This window comes from Cerasicoccus maritimus, from assembly GCA_031296935.1.
In the GTDB taxonomy this organism is placed as follows: Bacteria; Verrucomicrobiota; Verrucomicrobiia; order Opitutales; family Cerasicoccaceae; genus Cerasicoccus; species Cerasicoccus maritimus.
On sequence record JAVDPD010000005.1, the window covers coordinates 257,894 to 272,499 of the forward strand.

Genomic DNA, 14,606 nt, shown 5'->3' on the forward strand with positions numbered 1-14,606 from the left:
ATAGCACTTATCCGACATGGCTAGATTGGAAGACATCGCGCCCGTTGCGCAAGAGGCAGAGCTGATGAAACCGATTCAAGCCTTTCAGCGCAGGCTTAGGGATGACGGCTGTGTGATGGTCGCCAAGCGGTTGGGCTTGCGCCAGAATCTTCCGCAGATGCATTTCCATGACTATGCGGAGCTGTTCATGGTGATCAGTGGGCGTTGGGATTTTCGTTGCCCGCATGAAAAGTTTTCAGTGTCTCCTAATGAGTTGGCGGTGGTGCCGGCATCGGTACCGCATGCTGAGAGAGCCTATTCGCACGCGGGGAAGCCTTTCCGTGGTCTTGTCGTCTGTCAGCATCCGCATGGGGTCACGCTTATTCTTTCGGGCGTGCGTTCAGAGGGAGGCAAGCCTTACGTGGACCAGTTTATGCACCTGGCTCCGGGTAATAGAGGCCGTATTAGCCGCCTGCTCGAGGATGTGGCAGTCGTGAACCGGGACGATGTGCGCAGCGCGTTACTCTATGCTTTGCTGGGCTTGTTAGAGGAATCGCTGAGGCAGTCGGTTGAAGGTGTCGTGAGCATGGATCAGTCGTCGGCGCTCGTTGGAAAAGCTCAGGCGACAATTGATGCTTATTTGGCAGACTCCGGCTTAACAGTGGCCTCGCTGGCTTCCGATGCCGGCTGCACGCCAGACCATTTATCGCGGAGCTTCCGCTCGGTCTTGGGCATGTCGGCTCAGGCGTATCTGAGGCGCGAGCGCATGGCCTTGGCCAAGCGACTACTCGCGCAGCGCGAGTTGCGTATCTCAGAGGTGGCGTGGTCATGTGGCTTTAACTCACTCAACTATTTTATCCGCGCTTTTCGTCAGGAGTTCGGACAAACACCCAAAAATTACCGAAATTCTATCCTCTAATATAGGTATAAGTGACCGTTTGTGTTTTACTTGAAATGATAACTTATGCTACTTCTGTGTTGTTTGGGTATTATTAAACTTTCAACGGTTGGCGTCTTGTTATAAGGTTTGGTCATCCAATCAGGATGAATACAGTTAACAGGCCTACCCCATTCAGGTCTGTGGCTGATTGCTTACTTTGAACACCCATCCATGACTACCCGTACCGTATATGTGAAACACGCTGGTGTGCGCTTATCCGGTTTTCCGCCGCCTACTTCGAAAGTTGTCTCGTGGGATCTGATGAGGATGAAGTCTGCCTGGCGGGCGGATAGCATCTTTGTCGTGCTTGGGGGGACACGGGGTCAGTCAGGACTTGAAAGGAACTACAGCAAATGGATATGCCTACGATTGAAGCTTATGATACTCATGGTGATAGTTTTGCCAGACGTTACCGAAATGGAGCGCGCGCGCCGATTGAGCGATTAAAGCAGGCTTTTGGGCATCGCTACCCCATCCTGGAAATAGGGATAGGCGGCGGTATTGACATGGACCGCTTGTTGGAAGCCGGTTACGACTCCCGTGGGTTGGAGCCGGCCATCACTCTTATCGATGGTGCGGTGAAGCATTTTCCGCGGCTTAAAGGCCGCATTACTCAGGGCGCTTTGCCGTTGAACGGAGAATTGCTAACTCGCTGGCATGGGCATTTTCGCGGAATTCTTTGCTCGGCGGTGTTGATGCATCTTAAGGAGGAAGAGCAGGGCGTAGCGATTCAGAATATGTATGACTTGCTACGCATCAATGGTCGGCTCTTTCTAACGGTTTCCGCGACGCGTGATGGTCTCAACGAGGAGCGTCGTGATGAATACAATCGCTACTATGCTGAGTTGCCTTACGAGAGGGTGATCGCTCTTGCAGATGTGGTAGGTTTCGAACTGGTGCAGGCTTGGCATGATGATGATCAGTGGCATCGTCGCGGTTTGGAATGGACCAGCTATGTTTTTGAAAAAAAGACAAATGCTTCTTCTTCTACGCGGTAATTTTCAATTCATTGAGACATGGGCTTTGCTGTTATGTAGGTTGTAGTCGAGCTTCTTTCTTGGGCGCAACTATTCACACCAGCTCAACTGTCAAATCAGGCTGGCTTCGAAGTTCCTCTAATGCACGTCATGCGCTAACTTTATGCCTGTCTTTTGATGGTGCCAGAACATTTCGGATTAGTGGTTTCACTGAATGGAATAATGTTACGATTATGTCGTTTGGAAAACATTAGTTACGTCAAAGCAAATAAGGAGGTGGCAACGATCTTGTCTATTGACCCTGTCGTGAGGGGGGTCCTTAAGATCTATACAGATGATTTCTAATTACTCTATTCTAAAACCTATAACTTCTTAAAATGAAATTGTACATACATGTTTTTACCGCAGCTTTTGCAGCGACCTTAGCTAGCGTGTCTCACGCGACTTCACTCGGGTTCGGTCAGATCGGGGGCAGTAATACTGGCATCTCGACAAACTTTGGATCTAATGCTGTTGTTGACGGAAACGGATACATCATATCGGACGACGCAACGCCCAATGTTACCCTTACCTGGGATTCTGAGTGGGATGTCCACACGAGTTCTTGGTTTACGGATTTGGAAAACAAAACTGTAGGTGGTGGTGACTGGGATAACGAAGGTGGCACAAATCGCATTGCGCAGCTGGATTCCAGTTCACACTCCATCACGTTTGATGTGGATAGCGGATACGCGTTGGTCCTAAACTCATTTGACATCGGGCACACTGCCGAAACCACTGGAGTAACGACTTGGGATGTGGAGCTGACTGATTCTGACAACGCCATTGTTTGGAGCCAATTCCTGACTTTGGACAATTCGAGCGTTGAGACTTCCATCCTTACGATAGCGCCTGAATTTACAGGACTTGACGGAGAAACCTACACGCTTTCATTCAACTTGGTCTCGGAAACTTATGGTTCCAACGGGCGCCATGCTATTGATAACTTAACCTTCAGTCAGGTTGCGATCCCAGAACCTTCGACGGTTGCTGCAATCATGGGTTTGTGCGTTTTAGTTCCATTACTTCGCCGGCGCCAGCAGCAGGCCAATTAATTAATAGAATTTTTATCAGCGTTTAGTTAGTGCGCACGCGATGGTGGTTGCAGTCCACCATCGCGACCTCTCTTCGTTTTTCCAACCCAGTCATATCGATTGGTCGGTGCCGCGTTGTCTCATTTTGCGTTCGTATCACTGACCTACAGAGCGTTTGAGCTGAGTTCAAGAAAGGCAATTATCGCAGAAAATTTAGGCTAACGGAATTTAATAAGTATAAGCCTTAGTAAATTTAATATATGAAAAATTCTCAAATACTCTTCGCCTTAGGCTTGTTGGCTGGCGCTGTTAGTTCGGGGCATGCAACCATCATTGGCTTTGGTGAATTAGGTGGCAGTAATACCTCGATACCCTCAAATTTAGCTTCTAATGCTTCGGTGGATGGCAGTGGCTATGTTGTAACTAATGGCGTAACGCCTAACATCGCGCTTCTTTGGGATGCTGCGTGGGATATACATACTAGCTCATGGTTCAATAACTTGGAAAGCCTCACCGTGGGAGGTGGCGATTGGGATAACGAAGGAAATAGTCCACGGGTGGGGCAGCTTGATATCGATTATCACACGATTACATTTGAAGCCGATGCAGGTTACGCCGTTGTACTGAATTCATTTGATTTCGTTCATACTCAGGAAACCAGTGGGACTACTGTTTGGGCACTCACGCTGAAGGATTCCAATGGGAGCGTGGTTTGGACTGAAACATTAAACATGGATAGCTCTAGCACCAGTACTTCCGTTGTTACAGTTGAGCCAGACTTCACCGGCGAGTTGGGCGAGAGTTATACGCTGACCTTTGATCTGACTTCGCAGACTTACAGTTCGAACGGTCGCCACGCTATTGATAACCTCAGCTTTAACCAATATCCTGATCCTGCGGCTGAGGCGAGCTTGGTGCACCATTATCCTTTTGATAATGACGCTACGGACGCATTGGGCTTGGCGGACTTGAGTGTCAGTGGCGACTCAGTTACTTTCGTTGGCAGTGATGGAGCAGTAGATGGATACGTTAATCTAGGTGGTGCAGAAGATTGCTTACTGGCAGATTTGAGCCTGGGCAGCGCGCTGTCCATTTTGGGTGACTACAGTGTTTTTCGTCCATTCAGTTTGGCGTTTTGGATTCGTCAAAATCCGACTGATGCTACGGATGGAACGCATTCGGTTTTTGGAATGAGCACTGGGTCAACGAACCCAGATACTTACGCTACTGGCTTCGAGGTGGCGACTCATGATGCAAGTGCTCGCTCTTTGTTTGCGTGGCAACGCAACGGCAGTACCGTAGGCGAAATTGCGACTGGTGTAGATGTCGCTACGGGGGCATGGCGTCACGTGGTGGTAGTGTTTCTGGAAAATACTCGCTTCACTTATGTTGATGGTGAATTGGTCGGAAGTGATGATGCAGCAGTTGCGATAACGACCAATCCGCTGCGTTACTTTACCATTGGAGCGCTGATGCAAAACGGCTCGATTATCAATGAGTTCCACGGTGATGTGGATGATTTTCAGGTCTACACCGGGCGCATCGATGATACGCAGGCGTTGCAGCTATACCAAAACCCAGGGCGTACTTTGGATGAAGATTTACCAGATCCGGTGGTCGACCCTAATACTGATTTGGCCGATCTGGTTGACGTCTGGATTGGTACGATTGGCGCTGGTTCCTGCCCTCCAGGTGCCTGTCTGCCCCAGTCATCAATCTATCCCAGCCCAAATACGGAATCGGCGGCTTCATCGGGCTATGCGGCTGGTAGTTCGGTGGTTGGTTTTGCGCAGATACACGCCACGGGCGCAGGTTCGTCGACTCTATCTTATGGCAACTTTCTGGTCTCGCCGCGCATAGGGCTCGACATCGATGAGGATGATCATGCTTCCGTCCTACTAGATGCGGAAGCACATCCTTATTCCTTTAAGGGAACCCTTAGCGAATGGGGAATTGATTTTGCGCTCGCGCCAACCGCCAATACTGCCATTTACGAGTTTGAGTTCCCTGCCTCGACAGATGCGCGGATTAACTTCGATGTTGCGCGTAAATTGGGCAGCAGCACCGGTATGGTGAATGGTTCTTTGGAGATTGATCTCGAAAGCGGGACCATTAGCGGCGGCGGTGAGTTTGATGGGAATTGGAACCCCGCCGCTTACAACCTCTACTTTTACGCGGTGGTTGACCGTACGCCGATTTCCGGAGGTTCGTGGGTTGGAGCGACTGCCACTGAAGGCGCTTTAACCGCCTCCACTGAAACACGCCAACGCTTAGGAGGCTGGCTGACATTTGACACCACCGAAAATACGATGGTTCGCTTGAAGATCGCTGTATCTTTCGATTCCGTGGCTAAGGCGCAGCAATACCTCGAAAGTGAGAATGCCGGTTGGGATTTTTCCACTGTTGAAGCTCAGGCGAAAGAAGCGTGGAATGACGCCCTAGGAACAGTTTCAACCCCTGATATTAGCCAGATCGAAGCGCGTCTATTTTACACCGCGCTTTACCATAGCCTGATTCAGCCTCGTGACCGTACCGGCGATCCAGCTGATTGGCCGTCAGATGCGCCGTTTTGGGATGACCAATACACGCTTTGGGATACTTGGATAACACTCTACCCGCTACTTGCTATCGTGAGGCCGGAGTCCGTCGCCGCGAATGTTAATTCATTTGCCGAGCGATTCGAACACAATGGCGTTGCCGAAACCGCGTTTATTCAAGGCAAGGATTATCAAGTCGGCCAAGGCGGCGACGAAGTGGATCGCGTGATCGCAGACGCATTCGTCAAACAGATTGAGGGCATCGACTGGGAGAAAGTCTGGGACTTGCTTGAGTTTAATGCGTCGCGGCGTACGCCAGAATATCGGAATCTTGGCTATGTCGCTACGGACGGAAATTCCAATGGCTACGACTTCCGCCTTGCCTCTGCATCGTCTACGCTCGGATTTGCACATGGTGACTGGTGCGCTTCGCTGGTCGCTGAGAGTCTGGGACATTCGACCGAAGCTGAGCTTTTGCGCGACCGCTCCGGAAACTGGCGAAACGTGTGGGATGAATCCGCCACCAGCGATGGCTTCACGGGCTTTATCAAAGCACGCAGCAGCGATGGTGAGTTTGATGAATCGGCTGCAACTTCGTCGAGCGGGTTTTATCAGGGAACCAGTTGGAACTATTCTTTCAACGTGCCACACGAGCGCGATGAACTGGTTGAGTTAATGGGCGGGCATGCGCGCTTCATTCAGCGACTTGAGTTTGCGTTGGGGCAGGGTGACGGCAGTTATATTGACTACACGAATGAGCCCGGTTTTCAGACAACATTCCTCTTCGGTTATGCGCGCCGACCATACCTGGCTTCGTATTGGGCATCGCAGCTACGTGAGCGTTTCAGCGAATATGGCTACCCGGGAGACGAAGATTCTGGCGCCATGTCGTCGCTTTATTTCTTCACTACGGCGGGCTTCTTCCCAATGGCGACAGAAGACGTTTACTACCTGCATGGTCCGCGTATTCCCGAAGTGTCGTTTCATGCGCCGAATGGAAATACGTTTACGATTCTGGCGGAAAATGCTGGCGGTGAAAATTACTACATTCAATCCGCTCAGCTCAATGGTGAGGTATTGGATGAAGCATTGATTCGCCATGCAGACTTTACCGATGGCTCAACCCTGGAGTTGGTCATGGGTGCCTATCCCAATGAGTGGGGAACGGGTGCTGATTTCCAGGCGCCACTCAACTATGATGATTCTTTTGCTGTGTCGGGTGAATGGGCCAGCGCTTTGGGGGATGCTCCATTGGATGGTGCCGAAACTGATTCCCCTTCCTGGGGTGGTTCGACTGATGCTGCCGCAAACTCTGCCATCTATGCTCCGTTTGAGTCAGTGTTCCTGAACCAAGGTGGCGCTACGATGACGCTCAGCGCCAAAGTGAGCTTCAGTGGACTAAGCAACGACAATAATGGCGCTGCGGAGAATTTCGCTTGGGGGCTCTTTTCAGGTGATGAAGATACGCTTGTTTGGTCGGGTTATCTCGCGGCAACTGATGGTATCGATGATGCGGGAACCTCAGCCTTTTTCAGTAAAACGTCGGCTGATGATGAGGCCTTTTATGTGCAAAGCGAAGCATCTTCGCTGGCAAGTTTTGCCTTGCCCAAAGCACCGCTCGAAGATGGTGACTACCGTTTGGTCCTCACGCTGACTTGGTCTGAAAACTCTACGATGGATTACTATGCTGCGCTTGTTCGTGAAAGCGACGGCGTGTTGATGAGCGCCTTCACGGGATCGGATTCCAGTCCGAATGCATCGATTTTCAATCGCGTCGGTTTCCGTGTGGGTAATGACCTGGATGCAGATACGGTAGCAATCAGTGATTGCATGATTTACACCAGCAATCTGGCTGAGCTCGCTCCGGTCCCGCAAAGCAATGCCGTGACCTCGGAGGTCAATGCCAGTGCGCTGAGCGGCTATGTGGGCGACCTCAATGATTACGTAACGGATCCCGATGGTGATACGCTTTATTACACGAAGGTAAGCGGTCCAGATTGGCTCGTGGTCAATTCCGATGGCACGATCTCGGGGAAGCCGGATTTTTCCGATGTCGGCACGAGTGTGTTCGTGATCTCAGTCACCGATAATGAAGATGGCTCCGCTAGCTTTACTTTGAACATAGTTGTGGAAGAGGCGATTGAAATACTACGTGCGCCACTCCCAGCATTGGGCGATACGCTTCGGTTTGGTGTGATCCCTGATACGCAAGGATCGACCAATGGAGTACCAGTTGACGAAGCGAATGCAGTTGCGCTCAAGCTTATTGAGCTGGCTCCTTCGTTTGTGATCGAAGTCGGTGACGTAACCGATGGCAATTCATCGGGCGACGCAAAGCTGTCTCAACTTGAGTTGCTCAAGGCACAAATGGTCACGCCACTGCGCAACAATGGCATCGAGTATTATCCGGTGCGCGGTAACCACGATTCATTGGCCAGTTCTTTGACGAGCAGTTTGAGCTGGGTTTGGCAGGCGGCGTTCCCTTGGCTCTTCGAGGGAGACGGTGCAGTAATCGATCCCACGGATGTCCCCGGCGGCAGTGCGGATACCCCGAACTACAAGAACTACTCCTACGTTTATGATACAGGTGCCAATACCTTCATGATTGCGCTCGACGAATGGGATGGAGGCACGGACACAAACTACAGCGAATGGATCACTGATAAGCTGGCGGAGATTCGCAGCGAGCACCCGGATGCGCACATCTTCCCATTTTCACACACTGGTTTGTTCGCAATGGCGCTGCACCCGGCCATGACTGAATACATCTCCACTGGTCCGGAGCCATTTATCGAAGCATGTGCGGAGTATGAAATAGATGGTTGGCTTGCAGGGCATAACCATATCTACGACCGTTCTATGGCGGTGGATTTGGACAACGACGCACGCTCAGAGTTCTTCTACATCACATGTGGATCGGCATCGGAAAAGTTCTATAGCCTGTCCCGACTCCCCGCGGATGATCAGCGCCTGAACCACTTGGTTGACAGTACGCACACTGAAGGCGAGCCGATTGCGTTTCAAATCATCGAAATCAACGGCGACTTTGTCACCATGCACAATTGGATGACGCCCGAGCATGATGATGGTTCTTTCACGGAATGGTCGATTTGGGACACCTACACCTACTCGCGAAATGGGGGCCAGTACAATGTTGCAGCGCAGGGCACCTATAACGACGCCAACATCGTTGACACAGCGCCCGATAAAGACGGCTTTGTGGGGACCAGTTTGAAGGTGAGTGACGGTGTAAATAGTGATGCTACTTACTATACAGTGGATAGTGAAACGTTCGGACTCTACCGCAACATAACCATTGGTTGGATTATGCAATCTCAGTGGCATGATGCAGATGGCGTCGATTTGGCGTCTGACATTGCCAGTATTCATGGCATGCGGAATGATCCCGTACGTAACCGTTGTGACGCTTACACACTAAGCCTTTCCTACGATGATAGTGAATTATCCGATTCTCAGGAGAAGCAATTGAATCTAATTGCTTTTGTTGATTACGACGATGCGGATTCAGATCCTGGTGATTGGACCAATGCTGCGGGCGCAACCCTCGGAGATTTAGTCGCTGAGCCAGTTTACCGTGCACCCAGTTCAGATGATGAGGTCGGTGTTTGGGGTGTCGATGTGGACAACAATATAGTATGGGCGCGTCTTGATTACCAAGGCGATTTTGCCATCGCTTCGAATGCGATCGATTCGGACAGCGACGGCTTGGAGGATACTTGGGAAATAGCGAATTTTGGTTCCCTTGTTTATGGAGCCGATGACGATGTGGATGGCGACGGCCTGAACAACCTTGACGAGCAGAAAATCCATACTAGCCCAACCTTGGCGGATAGCGATGGTGACTTGTTTAGCGACGGTGTTGAATACCAGGCGGGGCTCGATCCAATCGTCATGAACAGTGATTTGCGTGATAGCATGTTGGAAGCTCTGCGTAATAATCTAGGATTGCAGACTGAGTTTGGCCTCTTCACTTCGTCGACGATCGTAGGCTTGGCAGGTGAGCGTCCAGTGATTAAACTTGGAGATGAAGGTCAGGTTCAGTTGAAACTTCAGCTTTTGTTTAGCCATGATCTACAGTCATGGGAGAACATCGAACTTATCGAAGTCGAGCCTGATGTGGACACTGATGGCGCAGGCTTTTTCATTTGGACGCCTGATACTACAGATGCAGTGTTAATGGAAAGCACTGACTAAAAGCCGACTACCCGTTTCCCATATCGCCTAGTCCGACCGCTCATCTCTCGGAGAAGAGCGGTCGGATTAACCATAATATACAATGGGATTCGGTAGCTGGCTTTGCTTTTTGCCTCACCGTATTTGCGCAATGCGCAAATCTTCCGGTGCAGCGGGACGCTGCTTATTGGGCGGTGAGGATGACTTGGCCGTTGTCGGGGACGGCGTCCACGAAGACGTAGGTGTCGCCGTTGTTGGTGACTATCTGGGCCGGGACGGAGATGCCGTTTTGCAGAGCGGAGACGCCCGTCCAGCCATCGGCGCGGAGCTTCACCGTGAGCGGCGTGTAGAACAGGCCGTCGTGCATTTCGTCAGTCAGCGTGAAGCGGATTTCGCTGGCGCTGACGGAGTCGATGACGAGGTTGCTCGTAAGGCGCTCCTGGGCGTATTGGGCAACGTGGGTGTAGGTGTCGACGTAGTATTTTGCCTCGTTGTCCTTGATGGCCTGGAAGGCGGCTTCGATGTCATCCATGTCCTGCTGGTCGCCGTTGATGCCGTGGTAGAGTAGCACGCCCCAGCCGCGGTACTGCGAGTAGGCGAAGTTGCGCTGGTCTTCGAGGCGGTTGAACCAGGTGCCGTTGATAACGGTGTCGTAGGTCTTGATCGCGCCCATGGATTTCGTCTCCATGAAGTCGGCCATGTGGATGGGGGTCGGGCCACCGGAGGTGCCGCGGGCTGAGATAAGATTGTCGCTCAGCGCGATCTTATACTCGTCGTTCGTGCCGGGGTCGCCGCAGGGGTAGGCGTAGGTCGAGATGTAGTTGCCAATCTCGCCCTCGAGGTGGTCGATGCCGAGCAGGCAATGGTCGAGGTAGTCTTGGGCGGAGAGGCCGTTCATCTGAGTGCAGGAGCCGTGGAGCTGGATGTCGTGACCGGCGTCGTAGAGCGGCTTCCAGGTGCCGATGGCGGTGCCCGCATAGCCGTTATTGTAGCCGGTCTGGTCGAGGTAGATGTCCCACATGCCGTCGTGCACGATGAGAAACCAGGTGAACTTCCAGCCGAACTGTGCGGCCATGCTTTCCCAAAAGGGAACGTCGGGCGCGTTGTTGTCATCGATGGTGATGGACAGCGCGGCGAGCTTGTCATCCTTCCACAGGCAGACGTGGCCTTCGCCGTGGTTGGCAGGCCAGACCCACTCAAGCTCGGCATAGGAATCGTAGTGGTAACCATCGGCCGGGACGGGCACATTCAGCTGCTGGCTACCGCCGGCACCATTGCCGGTATCGGGCCAGATGGGCGAGTAGTCGGCGCGGTAGGCGTTCCACATATCTTTGATGAATTGCGGCAGGTTGTTGGAGCCGTTGTTACCGCCGGTGATGTCCATGTAGCGGTCGCTGTAGTCGAGGAACGCGTTGTCATTCCAGAGCGTGCGCGCGCCCATGATCTCGACGGCGAGCGTGATGCCCGGGTAGACGCTGCCGTTGATATCGCGGTATTTGGAGGCGAAGTGGGCGTTGTCGGAGGCAGGCACGTAGCTATGGCGAATGCCCCAATCGGGCATGCCGATGTCGGCCGTGGTGTAGGGCGTGTATTCGTTGATGACGGTCTGCGTGGTCGAGTCCCAAACGTTGCGGTAGTCGGGCTCCCACTGGCCGCCGGGCAGGACGCCGGGGTGCGTGGCGGGCCACTTGTTAGAGGTGTCGGAGAGGCCACTTTGGGTCAGGTCGACAATGGCCTGGTCGACGTAGAAGGTGTTTTGAAACTCCTGGAATTCCACCCCGCCGTTGCCGAGCCCGTCGCCCTGGCCCCAGATGCCGGCGTCCTTCATGTGCTGGTCGTCGAGGAGGAGACCGGCCACGATGATCGGCATTTTACGGCCCAGGCCATGACCGCCGTTCGCGCGCCAACCGCCGCCATTGTCAGCGATGCCAGCGAGGTCGATGCCGAGCTGGGTGAAGGAGATGAGCAGCTGGTCTTTGCTCGGGGAACCGGGCAATTGGCTGTAGTCGAGGTTGAGCATCATCAGCGCTTCATTGATGTCCTGCGCCATGTGTTGACCGTAGTTGTCCATGTGCTCGGACGGGTGGATGAACGCGCCGAGGTATTCGAAGACGTGGTCAATCCACGGGCGGGCAAAATACGACTCGACCGTCGCCGGGTCCGGGACGCTTGTACCGACGGGGGCGAGGTTCGCGAGGACGGAGGTGTCGATGTCGCTGAGGTTGTAGTTCACCGTCTTGTCCGTGCCAGCGTAGGGCGGGCGGAAGGAATAGTCGGCGGGCGCAGCGTCGAGCACGGTCAGCACGGCAGCCGATCGGGTGACGGGGCGCGGGGTGCCGGTGCCACCATTAAACGTCGGGGCACCGGGCTCGGCGGTTCCGCTAACGGAGTCATACATCCAGCTGACGGAGGAGATCAGTGTGCTGTCGTTTTGAATCGTAAGCGGCAGATTGAGGCCGACGTTGAGCGCGGCGTTGTAGCTGCTGATGCCGTCGTCGTAGCCTTGCTCTTCGCGGTCCTGGCCTGGCGAGAGCGGGTTGAGCATTGAGCCGTTTTGGCCAACGCCGGGCGTCCACGCGGGGTCGTTCAGGTTGTTGGTAATGCTCGATACGGTCACGGGGCCGACGACCCAGTAATCGCCCGAAACAAAGGTGCCGTAGCTGACCGGCGAGGCGAAGGTCCAGGTAACGCCGTTACTCGTGATACTGCTAGTGGTGCCGTAGCTGGTGCCGACGGTTTGGCTGCCGGCAACTTCGAGCGTGAGCTTCGGGTTGTTCCCGCTGTCGGCGGTGTCGTAGATCACGTATTGGTAACCTGCGTTCGGCGCCTTGTCGTTTGTGAGGATGAAATAAACGAACGCGCCGGGCTGCGCGCCCGCGGTGTAGAAGCTCTCGACGAAGCTGCTGATGTCGGCTGAGACACGCCAGCCGAAGCTGTCAGCCACGATGTCGGCGTGTGTCAGGATGTTGTCCGTGAGGAGCGTGGCGTTGGGGTTGGTCGGGTTCTCGCCGTCGACAAAGAACTGGGCATCGGCGGCGTCGCCAATGTAGTCATAGAGCGTGCTGCCGTAGAGATCGATGTTGTCGAGGTTGGCGTCGGCCCAGGTAGAAGCGCTGCTGAAGCTGACCTCCAACGTGGCGTTTTGCAGGGCGCCGCCATTGAGGTCGGGCAGGGCCATCGGGATCACGACTACCCAGTTCTCCAGCACCGAGCTACGGCTGCCAATGCGCGAGCCGGCTTCACCAATGAAGCGCGCGCTGCCATCGGCCTTGATCGCCTGGTCGCTGTTGGTCGCATAGACTTCGATCGTGGTTACGGGGGGCGGGGCACCTTGGTAAACGGCCTCCAGGTTGTTGCCGTTGACCTGAAGCGCCCAGTCGGCCGCATCGTTGGCATCAAGGGCCAAGCCTGCGTAGATGTTACCGCCGTCGGTCGCGGATAAGAGCGTGTAGGTTGCGCCGTTGGCCGGGGCCGCGCCGTTGAGCTCCAGGTCGATCGTGCCAGCCAAGCTGTCACTGGCTCCGCTGTTGAGGCTGATCGGCGTCACGCCGCCTGCGTCCACCGTGAACTTGAGCGTGGCGTTGGCGGTGGTGGTCAGGTTGCCAGTGAAATCAATCAGCGTCGCGCCGGAGCCATTCACGTGGAAGGTGGCTTGGTCGATGGTGTTGCTATGCCACTGGTGGTCGTCGAGGAATTCGCCGCCTGAGATTTCCACACTCACCGCAGCCGGGCTTGTGACCGTGCCGAGGTTCATCGAGCGGAAAACGGTTTTGCCGCCAGTCTGGGTTAAGCTATACGACGTGCCGCTGTTCGCGCCTCCAACATGGGACAGGCTCAGGCGGTCCAGATGCAGCTCTCCGCCGGTGACCAGCGCAGCGCCAGTCGTGCCCCCGTTGGTGTGTGCGGCGTAGGGCATCGTTAGGTGGACGCCGCTGTTTTCGGTGGTGTTGAATTTTCCGCCGTGGATCTCGAACACGGCGTCGCCGGTCGCGATGTTGCGGTTGACCTGCACTTCGTAGGACAAATCGACATTGCCGCCAGTTTGGATGTAGCTGCCGCTGTCCTTTAGGGCAATACAAGGCAGGTTGGTCAGGGTCAGGTCGCCGCCGGTCACGCGGGCGATGTCGGTATTGTCGATGACGACACCAGTGTCGGTGATGGTGTTGCCGGTTTGGCAGATGGTCTGATCGCCGGTAACGTCGATCGTGGCATAAGTCGGGGCGCCCAGGCAAAGCCCAGCTATCGCCCCAAAAGCCGCTTGCCAGCGGATTGGGGGAGTATGCATATCAGGGGTACGGTTTAATTTTAGAGAGGTATGGTCGCGAACTCGTGCGACATACATATCTTGTTAGTTAGTCTTTGATCCGTCAATCAGAGATCAAGGGGTTTACGGAAGATTCAAATGCACTTTTCCGACTTGATTGGTAGCTTTGATCAACCGCTTGGACGTTTTTACTAGGTGGTGCTCGTGTCCAGTTCAGTGTGGATGAATGTTAATCAAATGTTGTATTAAGCTGCAATGCGCTAGCATTAGTTGGTGCTGAGTGGCAATTGATACAATGTCTATAGTCTGATCGGATGCGTGTAAGTCATGCACTCGGCCGTTGTGGGCTCACGCACAAGATCTTTACACAAGTATTCATCGGCACCAAGTCTAGAGATAACATGAAGTTGCCGGGTTGAGTAAGTGCTGGACCCGGCAACTTCATGTTATCTCTAGAGCATTTTTTCTTGATATAGGCATATTTTATAGGCGTCTTTTTTGAAAAAGGTGTTAGCAGTATTTATTCATGAAAGCCTTAAGCATGGATATTCGAAATCGTATTGTAGAACTTCGCTCGGGAGGAAATCGTGTTGCTGATATCGCTCAGCGGCTGCTGGTGAGCGAACGAAGCGTTAGTCGTAT

Annotated in this window: 5 protein-coding genes; 4 read left to right on the top strand and 1 reads right to left on the bottom strand. The window is 53.6% G+C overall.

Going from position 1 to position 14,606, the window contains the following annotated elements; all coding sequences use genetic code 11:
* Positions 1–25: 25 nt before the first annotated feature.
* The 4 genes from RBB62_RS05380 to RBB62_RS05395 all read left to right on the top strand — a co-directional run bounded on the left by RBB62_RS05380 (position 26) and on the right by RBB62_RS05395 (position 9,721).
* Entirely contained in the window at positions 26–898 is an 873-nt protein-coding gene (locus tag RBB62_RS05380) for a helix-turn-helix transcriptional regulator (RefSeq protein WP_309397708.1), read from the top strand.
* Between the two features lie 380 nt (positions 899–1,278).
* Positions 1,279–1,917, top strand: a complete 639-nt coding sequence (locus tag RBB62_RS05385; protein ID WP_309397709.1) for a methyltransferase domain-containing protein — start codon at positions 1,279–1,281, stop codon at positions 1,915–1,917.
* 356 nt (positions 1,918–2,273) lie between these two features.
* The gene (locus RBB62_RS05390) at positions 2,274–2,990 is read left to right on the top strand and encodes a PEP-CTERM sorting domain-containing protein (RefSeq protein ID WP_309397710.1); all 717 of its coding nucleotides are present in this window, start codon (positions 2,274–2,276) and stop codon (positions 2,988–2,990) included.
* Between the two features lie 239 nt (positions 2,991–3,229).
* Positions 3,230–9,721, top strand: coding sequence for a GH92 family glycosyl hydrolase (locus RBB62_RS05395; RefSeq protein ID WP_309397711.1), 6,492 nt, complete (start codon positions 3,230–3,232; stop codon positions 9,719–9,721).
* Positions 9,722–9,884: 163 nt separating this feature from the next.
* On the opposite strand, the gene RBB62_RS05400 is transcribed toward RBB62_RS05395, so the two are convergent.
* Positions 9,885–13,985, bottom strand: coding sequence for a hypothetical protein (locus tag RBB62_RS05400; protein WP_309397712.1), 4,101 nt, complete (start codon positions 13,983–13,985; stop codon positions 9,885–9,887).
* Positions 13,986–14,606: the final 621 nt, after the last annotated feature.